The sequence below is a fragment of the Nocardia cerradoensis NBRC 101014 genome, assembly GCF_000308535.1.
In the GTDB taxonomy this organism is placed as follows: domain Bacteria; phylum Actinomycetota; class Actinomycetes; order Mycobacteriales; family Mycobacteriaceae; genus Nocardia; species Nocardia cerradoensis.
This window is the reverse complement of record NZ_BAFW01000385.1, coordinates 1-19686: the sequence shown is the minus strand read 5'-3', so window position 1 is coordinate 19686 and position 19686 is coordinate 1. Positions and strand designations below refer to the sequence as shown.

At 67.3% G+C, this 19686-nt stretch carries 17 protein-coding genes; 9 read left to right on the top strand and 8 right to left on the bottom strand.

Features of this window, described 5'->3' with window-relative positions; translation table 11 throughout:
* Position 1: 1 nt before the first annotated feature.
* The 3 genes from ON23_RS34150 to ON23_RS34140 form a co-directional block, all read right to left on the bottom strand.
* Positions 2–1657 carry an ABC transporter substrate-binding protein gene (locus tag ON23_RS34150; RefSeq protein WP_039783789.1) on the bottom strand — a complete coding sequence of 552 codons (1656 nt, stop codon included), beginning with the start codon at positions 1655–1657 and terminating at the stop codon, positions 2–4.
* A 191-nt stretch (positions 1658–1848) separates the two neighbouring features.
* Positions 1849–3147 carry an LLM class flavin-dependent oxidoreductase gene (locus ON23_RS34145; RefSeq protein ID WP_039783787.1) on the bottom strand — a complete coding sequence of 433 codons (1299 nt, stop codon included), beginning with the start codon at positions 3145–3147 and terminating at the stop codon, positions 1849–1851.
* 22 nt (positions 3148–3169) lie between these two features.
* Positions 3170–4054 (bottom strand): LLM class flavin-dependent oxidoreductase, encoded by an 885-nt coding sequence (locus ON23_RS34140; RefSeq protein WP_039783784.1) that lies wholly within the window; start codon positions 4052–4054, stop codon positions 3170–3172.
* 519 nt (positions 4055–4573) lie between these two features.
* On the opposite strand from ON23_RS34140, the gene ON23_RS34135 reads away from it, so the two are divergent.
* A complete protein-coding gene (locus ON23_RS34135) occupies positions 4574–6091 on the top strand; it encodes an NAD(P)-binding domain-containing protein (protein ID WP_051043740.1) in 1518 nt (505 codons plus the stop codon).
* On the opposite strand, the gene ON23_RS34130 is transcribed toward ON23_RS34135, so the two are convergent.
* Positions 6048–6824 (bottom strand): class I SAM-dependent methyltransferase, encoded by a 777-nt coding sequence (locus tag ON23_RS34130; RefSeq protein WP_039783782.1) that lies wholly within the window; start codon positions 6822–6824, stop codon positions 6048–6050. The genes ON23_RS34135 and ON23_RS34130 overlap by 44 nt on opposite strands.
* Positions 6825–7298: 474 nt before the next feature.
* On the opposite strand from ON23_RS34130, the gene ON23_RS37320 reads away from it, so the two are divergent.
* A complete protein-coding gene (locus ON23_RS37320) occupies positions 7299–7445 on the top strand; it encodes a GrpB family protein (RefSeq protein WP_083904415.1) in 147 nt (48 codons plus the stop codon).
* A 39-nt stretch (positions 7446–7484) separates the two neighbouring features.
* Here the strand turns inward: ON23_RS37320 and ON23_RS34120 are convergent, their stop codons facing one another.
* Positions 7485–8393, bottom strand: a complete 909-nt coding sequence (locus ON23_RS34120) for an alpha/beta hydrolase family protein (RefSeq protein WP_039783780.1) — start codon at positions 8391–8393, stop codon at positions 7485–7487.
* Between the two features lie 103 nt (positions 8394–8496).
* Here ON23_RS34120 and ON23_RS34115 point away from each other — a divergent pair, with 103 nt between their 5' ends.
* The gene (locus ON23_RS34115) at positions 8497–9069 is read left to right on the top strand and encodes a TetR/AcrR family transcriptional regulator (RefSeq protein ID WP_373282275.1); all 573 of its coding nucleotides are present in this window, start codon (positions 8497–8499) and stop codon (positions 9067–9069) included.
* Positions 9070–9221: 152 nt separating this feature from the next.
* Here the strand turns inward: ON23_RS34115 and ON23_RS34110 are convergent, their stop codons facing one another.
* On the bottom strand, positions 9222–9587 hold the full coding sequence (locus tag ON23_RS34110; RefSeq protein ID WP_039783776.1) for a VOC family protein: 366 nt from the start codon (positions 9585–9587) through the stop codon (positions 9222–9224).
* Between the two features lie 370 nt (positions 9588–9957).
* Here ON23_RS34110 and ON23_RS34105 point away from each other — a divergent pair, with 370 nt between their 5' ends.
* Together ON23_RS34105 and ON23_RS34100 are read left to right on the top strand one after the other, a co-directional pair.
* Positions 9958–11046 carry a terpene synthase family protein gene (locus tag ON23_RS34105; RefSeq protein WP_083904419.1) on the top strand — a complete coding sequence of 363 codons (1089 nt, stop codon included), beginning with the start codon at positions 9958–9960 and terminating at the stop codon, positions 11044–11046.
* A 135-nt stretch (positions 11047–11181) separates the two neighbouring features.
* On the top strand, positions 11182–12483 hold the full coding sequence (locus tag ON23_RS34100) for a sensor domain-containing diguanylate cyclase (RefSeq protein ID WP_063821401.1): 1302 nt from the start codon (positions 11182–11184) through the stop codon (positions 12481–12483).
* On the opposite strand, the gene ON23_RS34095 is transcribed toward ON23_RS34100, so the two are convergent.
* Entirely contained in the window at positions 12456–13001 is a 546-nt protein-coding gene (locus ON23_RS34095; RefSeq protein ID WP_210743231.1) for a dihydrofolate reductase family protein, read from the bottom strand. The genes ON23_RS34100 and ON23_RS34095 overlap by 28 nt on opposite strands.
* A 306-nt stretch (positions 13002–13307) precedes the next feature.
* Positions 13308–14006, bottom strand: a complete 699-nt coding sequence (locus ON23_RS34090) for a DUF8020 domain-containing protein (protein ID WP_039783774.1) — start codon at positions 14004–14006, stop codon at positions 13308–13310.
* A 341-nt stretch (positions 14007–14347) separates the two neighbouring features.
* Between ON23_RS34090 and ON23_RS34085 the strand changes: the two genes are divergently transcribed.
* From ON23_RS34085 to ON23_RS34070, 4 genes are all read left to right on the top strand, one after another.
* Positions 14348–15139, top strand: coding sequence for an enoyl-CoA hydratase/isomerase family protein (locus ON23_RS34085; protein ID WP_039783771.1), 792 nt, complete (start codon positions 14348–14350; stop codon positions 15137–15139).
* Positions 15140–15162: 23 nt separating this feature from the next.
* Entirely contained in the window at positions 15163–16134 is a 972-nt protein-coding gene (locus ON23_RS34080) for an ABC transporter substrate-binding protein (RefSeq protein WP_039783769.1), read from the top strand.
* A gap of 99 nt (positions 16135–16233) precedes the next feature.
* Entirely contained in the window at positions 16234–18576 is a 2343-nt protein-coding gene (locus ON23_RS34075) for a CaiB/BaiF CoA-transferase family protein (RefSeq protein WP_039783825.1), read from the top strand.
* A 29-nt stretch (positions 18577–18605) separates the two neighbouring features.
* On the top strand, positions 18606–19553 hold the full coding sequence (locus ON23_RS34070; RefSeq protein WP_039783767.1) for a quinone oxidoreductase family protein: 948 nt from the start codon (positions 18606–18608) through the stop codon (positions 19551–19553).
* Positions 19554–19686: the final 133 nt, after the last annotated feature.

Genomic DNA, 19686 nt, shown 5'->3' with positions numbered 1-19686 from the left:
ACTACCCCTGCTCGATCCAGGTGTCGTAGAACACATTTCGCGACTGCGCCTCGTAACCGACGTTGTGCACCTTGGCACCGGCGGCGGTCACCTGCGCGGGGTTGTACACCGGCACGGTGAGCACCTGCTCGTCGAGCAGATACCGCTGCGCCTCCGCGGCGGCCTTCGCCCGCTGGGCGGTGTCGAGGGTTTTGCTCAGGGCGCTGAGTTTCGCGACCGCCTCGTTCGCCTCCGGACTGCCCGGCGCGAGTTTGGCCATATTCCCGTACTGCGGGGAGTACACCTGCTCGAGCACCGAGATATCCGCCCGGCTCTGGTTGGCGACCTGGATGTTCCAGCGTCCCTGCTGCGTGCTGGCGGCGGTGTAGTCGGGAATCGGCAGCACATTGAGCTGCAGGTCGATGCCGATCTTGCGCAGATCCTGCTGGATCAGCTGATAGGCGGGCTTGTTGTTGACCAGATTGTCGATGCCCAGCAGATCGAGTTGCAGGCGCCGCCCGTCCTTGACCCGGATGCCGTCGGCGCCCTTGTGCCAACCGTCGGCCTCGAGAATCTGTTCGGCCTTGCCCTGGTCCTCCCGCAGATCCGCGGAGAAGTCCACGTATCCCGGAACACGCTCCGACACCACCGAACTCGACACCTTGTAGCTGGGCGTCAGCACCGTCTTGACCAGTGCGTCGCGGCTCCAGCCCAGCTGCACCGCCTGCCGCACGGCCTTGTCGTCGGTCGGGAAGCGGTCGGTCTTGAAGTCCAGCGAGATGTCGCGGCCCGGAATGAGTTGCGGCACGATCCGGTAGCCCTGCGCCTGCAGCGGCGCCTCGTCGGTGTTGTTGACGTCGAGGATGGCGTCGACGGTTCCCGCCCGCAGCGCACCGGTGCGCACCCCGGCTTCGGGGATGACATCGATCTCGACTGCGTCCAGATACGCGTCACCGTTGTGTTTCCGGCTCGCCGGCGCCCAGTGGTAGCCGGGCCGCTTCTTCAGGACCGTCTTCTGCTGATAGACGTGCTGGGCGAGGGTGAACGGCCCGGTTCCGACGACATTCTGGGCCTGGCTGCGTTGTTCTTTCGGCAGAACCAGCGTCGAATGCGCCACGATTCCCGAGAAGTACAGCGACAACGCTTGCAGAAACCCGGCACTGGGCCGATCGAAACTCACCCGCACCGTCGTCGGATCGACCACCTCGGTGCCCTGATATCCCACCCAATAAGCGGTCACCGGAACGATTCCGAGTCGCTGGTCGCCCCGGCCGAGCAGATCGAAGTTCTCCTTCACCGAATCGGCGGTGAACTTCGTTCCGTCGCTGAAGGTGACGTCGTCGCGCAGATGGAAGGTGAACTGGGTGAGCGTGTCGTTGTACTGCCACGAGGTGGCCAGCCACGGCTCCAGCGCACCGGTCTTCGGATTCTGGTAGACGAGTTTGTCGGTGATGTTGCTGGTGATCAGCGATTCCGGATAGGAACTGCCGGAATGCGGGTCGAGATTCGCCGGAGCGTCGAGCACGCCGAAGCGCAACGTCCCGCCGGGTACGGGCGTGGCGTTGTCGTCGCTCACGGCGACCTGCCGGGCGGGCGTGGCGCATCCGGCGATCACCACCGCGGTGAGCAGGGCGAGCGCCAGCGCAACCGGACGGCGATGAATTCTTCTGTGTGACATAGGTTTCGATTCGTTTCAGGGGCGGCGCGTTGCGCTCGTCAGATCGGACGCCTCGGGGCGTGCGCTCAGGCTAGGCCGGTCCCGGGACGGTTCCGAGGGTTGTGATCGGCCAGATCGACTACACCGTCGTTGAAGCGGATCTGAACGAAGACGACAGGTACCGTGCAGATACGTCGAGGGGCCACGTCCGTTCACACCCGCACGGCGGCGGGAGCGGGCACCGGTAACCCGAACCGTTCCCGCAGCGTCGAGTCGGTGTATTCGTGCCGGAACAGCCCGCGACGGCGCAGAATCGGGACCACTTCGTCGACGAAGGTGGTCAGGCCCGAGGGGAAGGCATCGGGCATGAGATTGAAGCCGTCGGCCGCGCCGCGGCGGAACCAGTCCTCGATCGTGTCGGCGACGTCCTCGGGTGTCCCGATCACCGCGCGATGGCCGGCGCCGCCGTGCAGTTCCCGAATCAGCTCCCGCAGTGTCAGATCGCGTTCGCGGGCCAGTTCGACGATCGACTCCCGGAAGCCCAGGGAGGCGGAGAAGGTACTCGGATCCGGCGGACCGGCCAGCACCGCCTCGGGGAGCGGGCGATCGAAATCCAGCGAATCCAACGGCACGCCGAGAGTCGCCTCCAGCCGTATCCGCTCGGGCCCCTCGTCGACCGACCGGAACAGGGTTTGAAACCGTTGCAGCGCTTCGGCTTCGGTGGAGCCGATGATCGTGGTCAGGCCCGGCAGGATCTTCACCTCGCCGGGATCGCGTCCGGCTTCGCGCGCGACCGATTTCACGTGCCGGTAATGCCGGATCGCCGCGGCCGCCGTCAGTTCCGCCGAGAACACCGCGTGCGCGCTGCGCCCGGCCAGGATCCGCCCGGCCGGCGAACCTCCGGCCTGGACGAACAGCGGATAGCCTTGCGCCGAGGGCGGCGTGCGCAGTCCCCACTCCACATCGAAGTGTTCGCCGTGGTGGTGCACGACACCGCCGTCGAGCGCGCTGTCCCACAGTGCGCGCACCACCTCGACGAATTCCTCGGCCCGGCGGTAGCGCGCATCGCGATCGGGCATCTCGCTCAACCCGAAATTCCCGGCTGCCGCGGGCGAATAGGTCGTCACCACGTTCCAGCCCAGCCGCCCGCCGGAGGCGTGGTCGAGCGACAGCAGCCGCTCGGCCAGTTCGACCGGATCGTTGAACGTGGTCGACAAGGTGCCGATCAGCCCGAGGTACTCGGTCTCGGCGGCGACCGCCGACAGGATGACCCCGGGCTCGAGCGCGCGTCCGGGTTTGTGCCGCGGATCTTCGCGCAGGGCCGGTCCATCGGCGAGGAACAGCGCGTCGAGGGTGCCGCGTTCGGCGGTCCGGGCGGCCTGCACGAAATGCCCGGCGTCGACGAATGCGCCCGCGGGCACGTCGTCGAGGGTCCACGCGCCGGGCGCTATTCCTACGTCGAGAACGTTGACGTTCAAGATCACATGCGCGGGCTGCGCGGTGGCGGTCATGGAGTCTCCTCGTCGATCCGGATCAAGCGGCGGGAAAGGCGCTGCGGGCGTCGCGGGGAAGCACCGGTTCGGGCGCCGGAAGGCTGAGCCGCGCACGCAGTGTGGTGCCGGGCGGCGCCGCGGCGGTCGCCGTGACATGGCGGACGGCCGCGGCGACGATCGCCGCGGGCGACCCCTCCCCCGCGATCACGACGCCGGCGGCATCGGTGGGGGCCGGTCCGGACGACCCGGCGTCGACCCATCGCAGCACCGGCCCACGCACGGGCGTACCCGGCAAGCCGAGCACGACGTCGGCGAGACCGGCGAGGTCGCGGTATTCGGCGGGCACCGGGGACTCGGCGAAGATCGGCGGTTTGATCTGTGGCGGTTCCGGAATGTTCAACGGTCCCGTAATACTGTGTGCGCCGGTGTGATCCACATATCGGATGCGCGCGGAATCGGCGAAGACGCCGTGCTCGCGATCGTCCACGACGGCGTCGGGCGGCCAGCTCTCCCACAGTTCGCGGACGGCCCGCACCGCGTCGGCCGGAACGTCGCCACGCGGCGCCGAGGTCCACACACTGCGCCCGTCGGCGGCCGCGGGCTCGCCGAGCAGCACCAGCCAGCCGACCCGGCCACCGCTGGCGTGGTCGATCGAGCCCAGCCGCCGGGCCAGATTGTAGGGATGGTCGCGCAGCGGGGCGGCGCCTACCACGAGCCCTACCGACCGGGTGTGCCGCGCCAACACCGCGGCGGCGACCGAGGGGTCGAATCGCACGGTTGCGGAGTCCGGACGCAGCACGACGAAATCGATTCCCGAACCGTCCAGCAGGGCGCCGAATTTCGCTATTCCGGTACCTTGCCGATCGAATATCGCTGCTACCTGCGCCCCGTCCAGGGCGGCGCCGACAATGTGGTGATGGGTCACGGCAGGTGAACTTTCGTCGTCGCGGTCATCGGTAAATCCGGCCCGAAAAAAGCGGGCGCCATTCAGGAGCGCCCGCAGAATTGCGTCGGCACGGTAATCCCCGCGCGCTCGGCAATCGGTGAATCGGCCACTGCTGCTTGGTTCGTCATCGCACCGACCACCTGGAGGTTCGAGATTCGAATGTCCGGCACAGACTATGCCCGCCGCCGCGATTCGCCCCGGTTTGCGATCGGCAAGATTATCTACACGGTCACTACAGTCGGCCTTCACCGACGGCGACGCGGGATTCCCATAAACGTTCGACGGCAGCGAATCAGGCTTTAAATTTGCCGGGACCGTAAATCGTGTGTGCGCCGCGCTCTGCCCCTACATTGTCGAACGCGGTGTGCGGTGACCCGTCGCCGCGACCCCGTGACGCATCGGGTGTCACGTAAATCTCCCGGCGTGCCGACAGCCGCCGCGTCGCGCGGCGGTATCAGTCGGGCAGTATCCGCCGGGCCGAGTGAAATGGGTTGTCCTGTGGTCGAATCCGATACATCCGCCGAGCGCCGTACGACGCATGTGCTGCGCCGCTTCGGCCCCGATCCGGCGAACTGGGTGCAGCCCTCGGCGGCCGGTCACGACGTCGTGGTGGTGGGCGGAGGCCAGGCCGGTCTGGGCATCGGATTCGCCTTGCGCCGTGCGGGTATCGCCCGCGTCTCGGTGATCGACGCGGCCGCGCCGGGCGAGACGGGAGTGTGGACCACCACCGCGCGCATGGTCGATCTGCGCACGCCGAAGCAGTGGCCCGAGCCCGAATTCGGTTATCCCGAACTGAGTTTCCAGGCCTGGTACGAATCGGTGCACGGGGAGGAGGCCTACGAGAGCCTGACGCGTATTCCCCGGCTGACCTGGGCACGCTATATCGCCTGGATCGAGACCCACCTCGGCGTCCCGGTGCGCCACCACACCCGATTGACCGATATCGAGCCGGGACCGGACGGCCTCACCCTCACCCTGACGGTGCGCCGGCCCGACGGCACCGAAACCACCATCCAGGAGACCACTCGAAAGCTGGTGCTGGCCAACGGTGTCGAGGGAACAGGCGGCCCCTATCTGCCGCCCGAACTCGGCGACATTCCGGCGAGCCTGCTCGCCCACACCGGCCACCACATCGACTTCGCCCGGCTGGCCGGGAAAACGGTCGGCGTGCTCGGCGCCGCGGCCTCGGCCTTCGACGCCGCGGCGACCGCACTGGAAGCGGGCGCCGCCGAGGTGCATCTGTTCACCCGCAGGCCCGACCTGATCGTGCAGGGCGCGGGCGGGGCCGGCCCGTCCGGAAACCTCGGCGCCCGCAACAACTATCACCGGCGCGGTGACGAGGCGCGCTGGCGTCAGCGGGTCCTCGCCGCTCGGGCGGGGCGCAGCGTGCCGCTCGAATCGGTCCGGCGCGCGACCGCATTCGCCGGCTTCCACATCCATCTGGACGCACCCTGGTCCGCCGCGACGCAGGCCGGCGACCGGGTGATCGTCGAGGCGGCCGACGGCAGGCACACCGTCGACTTCGTGATCGCCGGAACGGGATACCAGTACGATCCGCGCACCCGCGCCGAACTGCGCGGCATCGCCGAAGATATCGCCCTGTGGGGCGACCGGCACCACCCCGGCCCCGACCTTGCCGACCCCGCCTTGGCGCGAACTCCCTACCTGGGCAACGGGTTCCAGCTGACCGAAAGACAACCCGGCCGTGCGCCGTGGATCGGTCGCATCCACATCTTCTCCGCGGCAGCGCATCTCAGCTTCGGCTATCCCATCGGCGACACCCAGAGCCTGGCCCACCACATTCCCCGTCTGGTCGACGCCCTGGGCCGCGATCTCTACTTCGAGGACCAGCAATCGTCCCCGGCCCCACCCCCGCGACACCCCCCGCATCGTTGCGCGATCACTATCGGCACTCGATCTGGTCACCACAACAAGCGCCCGAGCGCGACGTGGAGGTCCCCCTCCCGTAGCACTATGCGGCTCTGGCAATCGCCAGAAGGTGCGCGCTGGTGTTGATGATGTCCGGATCCTGCTCCAGCAGTCGTGCGCACCGTAGCGCGGCTGTCATGAGCGCGGGGACGTCGACCGGGTCGGCGCGGTCGAGCGCCGGCCAGGTCGGCCCCTCGATGCCGTAGATCTGGACCTCGCGGAGCCCAGCGGCTTCGATTTCTCCGCGTAGCTCGTCGGCGGTATGCCAGTGAGTTCGCAGGAAACCGACGTGGCCGTCGTACTCGCCGGTGGATATCACCTCGCATATCGACGGGATGAGGGTGTCGTCGAGTGTGCCGTTCGCACCGCACTCCAGCGCGGACAGGTAGCGACTGATCGCCGCGGCGATGAGGATCCCGCCGGGTCGGAGCACGCGCACGGCTTCGCGTAACGCTGTCGTGCGGTCCGCCGGTTCGGTGAGGTGGTACAGCGGGCCGAGCAGGAGGACGGCGTCCACCGAGTGGTCCGCGACGGGCAACCGCCGCGCATCGCCTACCTCCGCGAGGACTCCCGGCAGCGCTGCGGCCATCGAAATATGTTCGGGCACAGGGTCGATCAGACGCACCGAATGCCCGTCCGCGGCCAACCACCGGGCATGGACTCCGGTGCCGCCACCCACGTCGAGTATCTTCGCCGGCGATGTCAGCACACGGCGGATCAGTCCCTGTGTTCTGAGGAGTTCCAAGCGGCCGTGTGCCGATCTGGCCAGGCGATCGCTCTCGGACGCGGTCGAATAGTGTTGTACGACATCGGAAGTCATACCGCATCCTGTCGGCAGAACGTAAGCGGCTGCAACGGAATTCCCGATCACCTACTCGCGACGGCCGTGATGGTGCGTGCGGATAACCGTGCGAGTCGATCGTCGCGAGGCGGGCGACAGTGTCGGACAGCAAGAGGTCTTCGACTTCGAGTTCGTCGAGCCGGCGCATACGTACCCGACCTTCGTTGCGGGTGAACAGGTTTCATCACTATGCCTTCGGGCTCCGCGCCACGCATGTCGGGTCCGTGCCAGGGGGTCGTCGCACCGGCCGACGAACTCCACACCATCGCCCGCCGAGGTACGTTCATAAACTTGCTCTCGGTATCAGGAGGTGTGTCTACCGTGCCGTTTCCGCCCGAAATCACTCAGCGACTGCGCAGTACCCCCGAACAGATGGCCGCCGCGTGGGTCGGAGGAAGTCCCCCGAAGGTCGAACCTGTCGTTGTCGTTCCCTACGACCCGTGCTAGCCCCGGATGTTCGACGAGCAGGCCGACGCGATCCGGCGAGCGCTGGCCGGTCGAATGATCACCATCGAGCATGTCGGCAGTACCGCGGTCCCCGGCCTGGCCAAGAACCCGATCATCGACGAAATCTACGGTCGCGCATTCGACCACGCCTGATGAAGCCACCCAACGCGACCGGGTTCAGGGCCACAGGCGTCACTTGTGGTCGATCCGCCCGATCGGGTCGGCGGTTCCAGCCAGCTCGGCCTGCACCTTTTCCCATGCGGCAGTGTCGATTCCGAGGGCGCTGCGCAGATAGGCCCAGGCGGCCTCGCGGATCAGGGCGACGCGCTCGGAGCTTTCGTCGGTGGTGTCCGCGGCGTTGTAGGCGTGAATTCCCCCGAGCGAGTGTTCGCCCCCGAACAGGGTGAGCAGGCTCTGCGCGCCGGGGCTGTGGGTGTACACATCGGTGAACCAGTCGGGTCCGCGGGTCGAGAGCTGGGATTGATCGTGATCACCCGCGACCACCAGCACCGGTGTGGCCAGACCGTCGAAGTCCGGGTTCATGAAGGAAAAGTTCGCCACGGCGAACGGGGTGAGATCGTCCCCGCCCAGGCCGGCAGTCGCAAGCAGCACACCGGCTTTCACGCGGGGGTCGGTCATATCGGGACCGGGCCGACCGTCCGCGCCGAGGACGCGAGCACCGAGCACCATGCTCACGGTCTGCCCGCCCCAGGAGTGCCCCGCGACGGCGATCCGCTCACGATCGATGCGCTCACCGAGCCCCGGAACCGCGGCGACGACCCGATCGAGGTCGTCGAGTACCCGCACGACATCGGTGACGCGGATGCGCCAGATATCCGGGTACCGCGGATCGTCGGCGGTAACGCCGAGCGTCCGCGCATCCAGGAACGTCGGCTGCACAACGACGAATCCGTTGGCGGCCCAGTGGTCGACGAGCGGGTCGTAGGAGGACATGGTCTGGCCGAAGCCGTGGGCGAGGACGACGATCGGCAGGCCGGATCCGCGCACGGGCGCGGACACGCGGACCTGCAGGTCGACGCCGCGCTCGGGCGCGGACAGCGTGACGGGCTCGACGCTGACGATCGGGGTTGGTGCGGACATGGGAAATTCCCTTCGAGGAGGATAAACTCCTAATCGGAGCGTTGTTCCGAATATACGGAGCAATGTTCCGATTCGCAAGCACTGCCGGAGCAAGGAGCAACGGGTGAGTGAGCCGTCACCGATGACCGCCAAACGTGCGGATGCCCAACGCAACGCGAAAGCGCTGCTCGACGCCGCAGCGACGGTCTTCCGCACCGACGGAGTGGACGCTCCGGTGCGCCGCATCGCCGCCGAGGCCGGGGTCGGCATGGGCACGATCTACCGGCACTTCCCCACGCGCGCAGACCTTGTCGCGGCCGTCTACCGCCATCAGATCGACGCCTGCGCCGAGGCCGGCCCCGCCCTCCTCGCGACAGCGTCCTCACCCTTCACGGCCCTGCGCCGATGGGTGGACCTCTTCGCGGACTTCCTGACGACCAAACACGGACTCGCCGCCGCGATGCGCACCGACCCCGACGGCGTCACCGCCCTGCACGCCCTGTTCCTGGACCGCCTGGTCCCCGTCTTCGAGGACCTCCTCACCGCCGCCCGCGGCGCGGGCGAGGTCACCACAGATTTCACCGCCTACCAACTGATGCGCGCCATCGGCGACATCTGCGCGGGCGCCGAGATGACCGACCCGAACTACGACCCCCGCCTCACCCTCCGCTTGCTACTCGACGGCTGCCGAAGATAGGACCGATCACGGCACGCCGCCGATGGAGCCCGGCCCAGAAGACCGCGAGCCGAGCAGAATCTGCCGCGTCGATGGTCAGGCAGTCGATCCGGATCATCGGCTGTTCGGAATTCGAATGTTCCATGGAACGTAGAACTTCCGCTGCGTGCCGGTCAGTCGAGACAGAACTCGTTGCCCTCGATGTCCTGCATCACCAGGCACGACTCGTTGACGCCGTCGGCACGCAGCAGCCGGACCCGTACCGCGCCGAGCGCGACCAGTCGCGCGCATTCGGCCTCGAGCGCAGCCACACGCTCCTGCCCGACGAGCCCGGTCCCGACCCGCACGTCCAGATGCAGCCGATTCTTCACCACCTTCCCCTCGGGCACGCGCTGGAACAGCAGGCGCGGACCCACTCCCGAGGGATCGACACACGCCGAACCCCGATGCTCGTACCCCAACACCGAAGACCAAAAACGAGCGACGCGCTCAGGTTCCGCGCAGTCGAAGGTGATTTGGACCTGTCTCACCGACGTCATCGACCCACCCTAGTGACGGGTTCGGACTCCGTCCCCACTTCGAATCGCCATGCTCCCAATAAATGCCCATCCCGAGTTGGCGAGCAACGCCACCCGACAGGCTGGTGTTTCCGGTGTCGTTTCGGCCGAACCCGAACAGCTGTCGATCTGCGCGAAAGTCGTTGCGGTATCGCTGCTCGCCGGCGGTCGGCACCTGTTCGACCCTGCGCAGGCCACGAGGACGAGTTCGCGGTCCGAAACTGCAAACCGTTCGCCGAAAGACCAGTCCCCTTCCGCCCCGATGAAATACTGGTACCGGGTATCGCCAACTGTCGGCGACACTTTCGGGTCGGCTGATGCCGCTCTTGGTTGGGAGACGTTCGTGCAGTACATGCCTCATTTCGAATCGGATATCGCCGCCATGCACACCGAATACCAGTCACTTCTGCACAGGGATCGATGGTCGCTGCGCGCGCTGTTCAGCACCGACGACTGCGATATCGCCGAATACTGTGACACTTTCGCGCCGAACCGGTTCGGCGCCGAGGCGTGCGAGGCGGTCGAGACGTTCTGTCGCAGACACCGGATCTGGCTGGAAAGCGGTGGTGCCGCCTACAATTCGATGACACCCTACCTGCATCCGCGCACGATCGACCTGCCGCGGATGACGACGATCGGTGTCTACAACGCGATCTTGTTCGCGCTCAACGACACCGTGGGACGAGAGAAGTTCAGCCATCTGTCCGAGGACGAACGCGCACAGGCGCAGCGGGAAGTCGACCATCTGTGCCGATTATTCGAGTCCGGCCGGATCCGGCCGGACAACCCCACGCCCATCGTCGCGGCGAGCCTCGAATTCCTGACGATCCTCACCGAACAAGCCGAGCCCGTGTGGTTGCAGCGATTCCGCGCATCGACGATCGACCACCTGCGCTCGGCGATCCGCGATCAGAACGTCGGCGCCCGCGGGGACCTGCTCAGCGTCGACGACTACATCGCCCTGCGTAACGAAGTCTCGGGAATGTACCCCGCGATCCAGCTGTGCGAGTTCGCACGCGACACCACCCTGCCCTGGGAGCAGCTCGCGGCCGCCGGCCTCGCCGAGGACCTGCGCACGCTGGAACGCCTGACCGCCGAAGTCGGCGCCCTGATGAACGATGTCTTCTCCTTCGAGAAGGAGGTCATCGTGGACCGATCGGATTTCAACCTCATATCGATTCTGCTGCTCAATACGCCCGGCGCGACGCTGGCCGACGCCGTACTCGGCGCCGCGCAGATCGTGCGCGAGCGATTCACCCACTTCCGCGAGTTGCGCCAGGACCTGCTCGCCCGCTGCGCCGGACTCGGTCCGCCGCTGGCCACCGCCGTCACCGCCTATGCCGACGACCTCGACCAATGCGTGCAAGCGAGCTGGGTGTGGCAATGCGCCACCTCGCGCTACAAGGGCCGGTCGATATTCGCCGAGGCCCACCACACCTGAGCAGTCCGCCGATGACGTGACGAATCGGGCATGCAGTACCTTTGACTGCAGCGTCTCGATCAGCAGTACCAGCCAGGGGAGTATCACCGGGCACCCGAAGTAGCAGCACAAGCGCATCGGACATGGGGAGTTGGAGTGGATGATCTGAGCACGGCACTCGCCCAGCAATGGGAGCGCGCGCTGGCGACGATCACCACCCATCCTTCCTACGCCGACGTAGAAATTTCGTTTCTGCGCAATCTCCTGGAGGAACTGCACGCCGGTCTCACCGCGGAGATTTTCGACGCGGCCGCGGGATCCCGGGTCGGAGCGGCGCTGGCGGGTGCTCAGCTCACCGATCCCGCGGTCCCGGTCGTGTCCGCCCCGGTACTGCACAGGCTCACAGAATTCAGCGATCACCCCGACACCGGCCCGCGCATGGCCGCCCTGCTCGTCGCGTTCGGCCACGGCCATCACTTCCTGGCCGACGCGATCCGGGCCGACGATGTCGAGGAAGACCGGCGCCGGTTCCGGCTCGTATTCGATCACGCCTCCATCGCCATCGCTATCGGCGACACCAATGGTGTTCTGCTGGAAGCCAATCCGCATCTGGCCGACATGATCGGCGTACCGGTCGACTCGCTGCGCGGGATCAGCGTCTACGACTTCGCCCACCCCGACGACCAGGCCGCGATCCGCCAGATGGTCTACGACGACCTGGTACCGGCCAGGGCGGGTACCGCGAAGATCGAACGGCGCCTCCAGCGCGCGGACGGCAGCACCGGATGGGCCACCTTCGCGATCACCTATGTCCGCAGCGCGTTCGGGCCGGACTATCTGCTCGCCATCGGTGAGGACGTCACCGAACGCCACCAACTGCAGGAACAGCTCCACTACCAGGCGCGCCACGACGCGCTCACCGAGCTGCCCAACCGCCGCCACCTGCTCGACACGCTCCGAGCAGTGATCTCCACGGCCGGCGAGAACGATCAGATGGGGCTGTGCTTCACCGACCTGGACCACTTCAAAGAGGTCAACGACCGATACGGTCACGGTGTCGGCGACCAGGTGCTGGCCACCGTCGCCCGTCGCCTGCACGACAGCCTGCAGGACGACGGATGCCTGGTCGCCCGGATCGGCGGCGACGAGTTCGTCACCCTCATCCCGCCCCCGGCCGACACCCGACGGGTCTCCGCTGTCGCCGATCGCCTGCGCGGTGCGCTGTCGCATCCTCTCATCGTCGGCGGGCACCGGCTCCACATTTCCGCCAGCATCGGCGCCGTCGTCACACCGGTGGCCGGCAAGGACCCCGAATGGCTGCTCGACGCGGCCGACACCTCGCTGTACGACGCCAAATCCGGCGCCCGCGGCAACTGGATCCTGCACACCGTGCACGCTGCCGAGTCCGCCGACGAGGGCTTCGACAGCGATTATCCGGCGGCCGGCAACACTCGGTAGACGATCTCCACGCCACCACCGTCCAACGGCCGCGAGCTCTCGAATTCGAGATCGGTCCGCGGATCCAGCGAGTCGGTCAGGCGGATGCCGCTGCCGACGAAGAACGGCAGGATCACGAGCTCGAGTTTGTCGACCACACCGAGCGCGCGATAGGTCTCGATCGTGGCGGGCCCACCGATCAGATGAACATCGCCGCCGCGATTGGCCGCACGGACCTTCTCCAGCAGCCGCACCGGATCGTCGTCGACGGTCACATCGTCGGGCGTGCCCTCGGGCCGGTGCGAACCCAGTACGAAAACCTCCAGCTCCGGCCACGGCCAGCGATCGGCGGACAGCGCCGGTTCGAAGGTCGTGCGTCCCATCAGGGCGGCCTCGCAGGTGCGCAGAAATTCGGCGATGCCGTGACTGCCCGGACCGTGCACCGGATCGATGACCTGGGGCGGCCAGCCGTCCGGAGTCGTCACGTAACCATCGGCGGTCATGCACAGGCGGGCCAGGATCTGCATCGGTTCATCCATTCTGTCGAGTCGCAGAAGAGACGACGCCCGCAGCGGGAAATCATCGGCGGTCCACTCCGGTCCGTTTCGAGACCCTGTCACGAATGCGGTATCGACCCGTCAGGGCGCGCGAACCGGCTTCGTGACGGAGGGCTTCTGTGGTCGTTCCTCAACGCGAATCACGAACGCCGGACGGCGGTGGTCGAAGACGCCCACGCGCCGTCGCGAGGCTTCGAGGCGTCCGAAGCCTCGCGACACCACTCCAATTGACTCACGGCCGACGGGATCCGGTATCCCACGCCGGATTCGCAGAATCGCGCCCGACTTCTACTTGGCCGGCGCCACCGGGGGCTGATTGATGGTGGCGAAGTACTGGACCGCGGCGCCGATCGCCACCGGCGCGGTGATCAGGATCTGTCCCGCGAGGGTGCCCAGTGCGCCGACGGCGACAATGCCGCCGAGGCAGCCGACGGCGGCGGCCGGGATGAACGCACCGAACAGTCCGACGATCGCCGCCGCGGCCACCGTCGCGCCCGCGATGCCGCCGAGGACGCACCCGACCGCTCCGCCACTCAGGCCCCCGATCAAGGTACCGAGGGTTGCCCCCATCGTGATGGTGCTGGTCATGCGCGACCACGCAGCCTGCTCACGGTCGTAATCGGTTTTCCACGGCGCCTTGTCCTCGAACGGCAGGGCGGCCGGTTTGTAGACCGCGTGCGTCATGTCGAACTGCGGCGTCAATGTCGCTGTGCGACCGGCAATTTCGGCCGCGATCGGGAATTCGAAGTCGTCGACCCGCACGGTCAAGGGCATGCCCGTCAGCACGCTGCCGTCGGCGGCTTTGATCTCGAACACACCGTTCTCGACGACCATCGAGCCCCCATCGGTCGTCACGACGGTCCCGGTGTCGGTGGCATGCGCGGTGAAACCGATGCCATCTTTCGCTGCGGGCTCGGCACCGGCGGATCCGGACGCGATCCCGACCGCGGCCACGAGGCCTGCGGTCACCGTTACGAATTTCCTCATCTCCGCTTCTTTCCGCTCGGCTTCTCTCCTGGTGACGGCGCGCCGAGTGCGCCGCATGCCGATCGCGGACAGCGCAGGCGAGTCGATTGGTCGAGGCGCCTGCCGATGCCGATGCGACCCACATCACTTCCGCGTAGGAAGTGCTGGAACGGTGCACGCACCCGTCCTGCGAGGTCAAAGCATCCGGTCCGCTCAGCTGACCGCCCGCGCGGCAGGCGCGAACACGTCGCCGCTGGTTTGCTCAGCGAACCTCGATTCTTTCCAGGCCCGAGGGTGCCGCCCGATACTGCCGTCGACGCTCCTGCTCGACACGCACTCCCGAAGTTCGAGGTACGCACCTGATGCCCGAGAAGACCACACGAGCCACCGGATGTCTGCGATCGGAGACATCGGAGGGCATCGCGACGATCACGATCGACCGCCCGCCCGCCAACGCTTTCGATCCCGGGCTGACAGCGGAATTGCTGGAGGTGCTTCCCCCGCTCGCGAACGATCCCGGAGTGCGGTGCATCGTCCTGCGGGGGACCGGCAGATTCTTCGTCGCCGGCGCCGACATCGCCGTCATGCGCGACCTGACCGAGCAGACCCAGCGCGCGATGCGTCCGTGGGTCGATGTCCAGCGATTGCTGGAAACCGCGCCGAAACCGGTTCTCGCGGCTCTCAACGGCCATGCCCTCGGTGGCGGCGCCGAATTGGCGCTGGCGTGCGACATGCGAGTGATGGCGGAATCGGCGACCATCGGCTTTCCCGAAATATCCCTCGGCTTGTTCCCCGGCGCGGGGGGCAGTCAACGTCTGCCCCGGCTCCTCGGCGCACATCGGGCGAAACTGCTCATGATGGAAGGCACCCGGCTCGCCGCCACGGACGCAGTGCGCATCGGGCTGGTGGATCGCGTGGCCCCCGACGCCGAATTCGACGAGACCATCGCCATGACCGCTCGCGCCTTGGCGGACAAGCCCACCCGGACGATCGGTCTGCTGAAACACGTTGTGCGCGAAGGCTTGTCGCTGCCCCTGGAGGAGGCGCTCGACATCGAATTCGCCGCCGTACTCGAGCTGATCCGAACGGCCGACGCCGCCGAGGGTCTGCAGGCCTTTCTCGACAAACGCGCGCCCGAGTTCACCGGCCGCTGACCCAGCTTTCCGAAGGAATCACCATGATCGAAGTTCTGCGCCGACGCGTGATCGCCGGGGCGGTTGTCGTCGCGGCGTTGGTGCTCGCCACCACGGCGTGCGCCCGCCCGGCTACGCAAGCCACCGGCAACGCGAGCGACCTGGTACGCATTTCGGTGGGCGTCGACGCCTCCTACGCTCCGTTCTTTCTCGCGGACAGCGAGGGAATGTTCGCAGCGGCCGGCCTGCACGTGCAGATCATCCAAACCGAAGGCGGTGCGGCGAGCGCACAGAATGTCGTGGCGGGCACCTCGGAACTGTCCGGAAACGCGGACTCCACCGCGCTCACGGTGATGGCCGGGAACCCTGGACTCCGCGCTCTCGGGGTGTACGAGGACTCCGATCGCTACTTCCGGGTCGTGTTGCGTGGCGGCGCCACGCCGAAGTCCATCCGGAAGATGGGAGTCTTTCCGGGCATCGGCCTGTATTTCACCGACCGTTACCTGCGCAGCCTGGGTGTGGATCCGGCCTCGATCACCCTTGTGACGACCAGCCCTCCCGAACAACCCGCATTGCTGGCGCGCGGGGATATCGACGCGTTCATCTCCTACGACCCCTGGGTTGCGCGGGCAGTCGGATCGAACGGTCACGTCGTCGGGACGACGGGCGATTTCGGCGCCAGGTATTCGCAGTGGCTCCTCGCCTCACAGAGCTGGCTGTCCACGCACGAGCGTCTCGCCGGTCAGGTGTTTCGCGTCCTGGCCCAGGCCGCCGATATCATCGCGGCGGATCCGTCCCGTGCGGCGAAAGCGGTCGCCGCCGCCATCCGCATGGATCCCGGCGAGGCACGCGACCAAATCACCCAGATCGACTTCCGAGGACGCGATTTCCGGCCCGACGATTTCGAGCAGGCGCGAGAGCTGGTGGACTTCTTCCGCGGTCAGGGCAAGCTCGCCGGGCCGGTGCCCCCACAAGAGGTCATGCTCGCCGGCTGGTTCGGCCGGAACACGCAGTAGCTATCGGCCCTCGGCGGCCGCGCCGAACGGTCCCCGCCGAAACGCCGTCATCGTCCTCACCCCGCAGCATGGTACGCACCGTACGGAATGGAGCACCTCGTGGCCGAAGCCACTGTTCGCGTCGTGGAACTGTCGAGCCCGTTCACCAGATTCGCCGGGCGAATCCTCGTCGGCCTGGGATACGAGGTCGTTCTCGTCGAGCCCCCGGCGGGCGACCCGGCACGTCGTGAACTGGACGGGTACGCGTTCGCGCACTGGCACGGCGGAAAGCGGTCGGTCGTACTCGACCCGGACGCCGACCGAGACGGCTTGGCGAACCTGCTCTCGGGCGCGGACGTGTTGCTGGACGGTACCGATACCCGCTCGGAACCCGTTGTGGGAACGCATGACTCACTGGTCCATGTGCGGGTCACACCGTTCGGCGTGTCCGGCCCGCACAGCGCCTGGGCGGCCACCGACCTCACCATCGCCGCGATGGGCGGCATGATGGCGCAGGTCGGGACACCCGACGGCCCCCCGTTGCGCCTACCCGAGCGGCAAGCCGAGCAACTGGCCGGGGTCAATGCCGCGATCGGCGCTCTCCTCGGGCTACGGGCCAGGCGCTTCGGCCCTGCGCCGTTCGTCGATATCTCGGCACAGGAGTGCGTCGCGGCGAGCCTGGAAGCGGGCACCCTGACATACCTGCACGAGGATCGCGTTCCGGACCGTCCCGGTCGGGCGCATCCACTGGTTCCGCACGGATTGTTCACCGCCGCGGACGGATTTCTCGGCGGCGGCCTCGGCGGCAGCCCCCGGATGTGGGACCAGACGCTGCGGTGGCTGGTCGAAGAAGGCGCGCAGGAAGACCTGGACGAGCCCCGCTGGAATGATCCCGTCGAACGAAAGACGCACCGGGACCACATTTTCGCTGTGTTACAGCGATTTCTGGCGAAATGGCCCAAGGAGGAATTCGCCGTCCGCGCCCAGGAGCGAAAGCTGCCGTGGGCCGCTGTGGACGGTCCCGCCGAATTGCTGGCCAATCCGCAGCTGAACGATCGTGACTTCTTCCTCGATGTCGTTTCCGGCGATGAGTCGACACGCGACCTGGGTTTCGGTTTCGCATTTCCCGAAGGCAGGCGAGTGCGCGAACTTCTCGTTCCCGAACTCGGCGCCGACCAGGCGCTCACCGTCGAAAAGCGCGCTGGTTCGGCTCGGTGGCCCACGAACGAACAGCCGATCGGCACCGGCAGCCTCGACGGCATCCGGGTCCTCGATCTGACCTGGGTTCTGGCCGGGCCCTACTGCACCAGGATCCTCGCCGACCACGGCGCCGAGGTCATCAAGGTCGAATCAATGGGACGCCCCGATCCGACGCGCTTCTCGCCCGCCATGCACCTGTCTCGCGGCCCGCACGACGACCCCGACACCAGCGGCTATTTCAACGACGTCAATCGGAACAAGCGCAGCATCACCCTCGATACCCGGACCCCCGAGGGCCTGGAAGTGCTCGCCGACCTGATCGCCGCCAGCGACGTCGTGATCGAGAACTTCAGTTCCTCGGTGATGACGAAGATGGGGTTGGGCTACCAGCGGCTGCGCGAACTTCGATCCGACATCGTGTACGTGTCGATGTCGGGCATGGGCCACACCGGGCCGCGCAGCAACTGGGTGTCGTACGCGGACATCGTCTCGGCCAGCACCGGTCTCACAGCACTGACCGGCCGGCAGGCCGACGACGTCGTCGGCGTCATCTACGGCCACGGCGACATCGTGGCCGGGCTGCAGGCCGCCACCGCGACCCTGGCCGCTCTCGAACACCGCGACCGCACCGGTCACGGCCAGCACGTGGACCTCTCGCAGCTCGAGGCGATGGCCGCGCACATGGGCACCTCGGTGATCCAGTCGACCGGAACCGGCCACGCGCCGGAACCGACAGGCAACACCGACACCGCGTACGCACCGCACGGTGTATACCGCTGTCTGGGCACCGACCGCTGGGTGGCGATCGCGGTCCGCGACGACTCCGACTGGTGCTCGCTGTGCGAGCTCATCGAGCACCCCGAATGGGCTACCGGTGCGCAGTTCCGCACCGTCGAGCGGCGGCGGGCACACGACCAGGAGATCACGGCGGCGATCACGGCGTGGACCAGAACGCTTCCGGCCCAGTCGGTCACCGAGGCCCTGCAGAACGCGGGCGTGCCCGCGGGTGTCGTGCAGAACGGCCGAGATCTGGTCGAATCCGATGCTCATCTGCGCGCCCGCGGCTTCTACGTGCGATGTACCCATCCGCGCGTGGGCGCCTTCCTGCACGAAGGTGCGCCTGTGCGCCTGGATCGCGCCGGTGGTGAAATCCGTTCTCCCGCGCCGCTTCTGGGCGCCGACACGGATTCGATACTCCGCGACGTCCTGCTGTATGCCCCGGACCGGATCGCGCGGCTGCGTGCGGCCTCGGTCCTGTCCTGAACCGCTAGACATCTACCCGAAGGAGAATCATGCGCGCCGCACGACTGCACAATTTCGGTGAGGCACCCGTCGTCGACGACATCGATGTCCCCACTCGCGGTGCGGGCCAGACGCTGGTGCGTATCGATGCCGCCGCACTAGGCCACCTCGACATGACCGTCGCGAGCGGAACATTCAACATCCGGCCGTCACTGCCGCACATCGGCGGCACGGATGGCGCCGCAACGGTCGTCGAGTCCGATATCTACACGCCTGGCACACGAGTGCTCGTGCGCGGCGGCGGCGTCGGACTCACCAGGAACGGCTGCTGGGCAGAGAACCTGGTCGCACCGGACAAGGCGTTCACGCCGATCGACGCGGACCTTCCGGCGGCGGTGGCAGCGACCTTCTTCCTGCCCACGACCACCGGCTATGTCGCTGTTCACGATATCGCCCAGGTCCGCCCCGGAGAACGCGTGCTGGTCTCGGGCGCCTCGGGTGCCGTGGGCTCGATGGCCGCCCAACTCGCCCTGCTCGCCGGCGCCGGTGAGGTCATCGGCGTCGTTCCCCGCCCGGACCAGGTGGAGTTGGTGCCCGACGGGGTGCGCCCGGTCATCGGACGTGGCGACGAACTGGCCGAGCGACTGGGCGACGGGCCCGTCGCCGACGTCTTGATCGATACCCTCGGCGGCGATTCCCTCCCCCCGCTGCTCCAGCGGATCACCCCGGGCGGCCGGGCGGCGCTGATCGGCTACACCCTCGGTACGGAGCTGACCATCGATCTGCCCAACTGGTTGCTCAGCGACGTAAAACTTCTGCCGGTCAACATGATCCACAAAGGCGCCCGGCAGGCGGAACTGGCTCCCGTACTCATGACCATGCTGGCGGCCGGCGATCTCCGGCTCGCCGTGCAGCAATTCCCGCTCGACGAGATCGCCGACGCCCTGCGACGGATGCGCGAGGGCAAGGTGGCCGGGCGCGCCGTCGTCGTGCCATGACCGGAGCCGATCCGGGGCTCCCAGCGGCGATGACCATTCCCGCGTTACTCCTCGCGCGAGCCGAACAATGCGGGGACCGGGTCGCGGTGCGATCCGGCCCGGTCGTGGTGACGTATCGCGAACTGGTATGCCG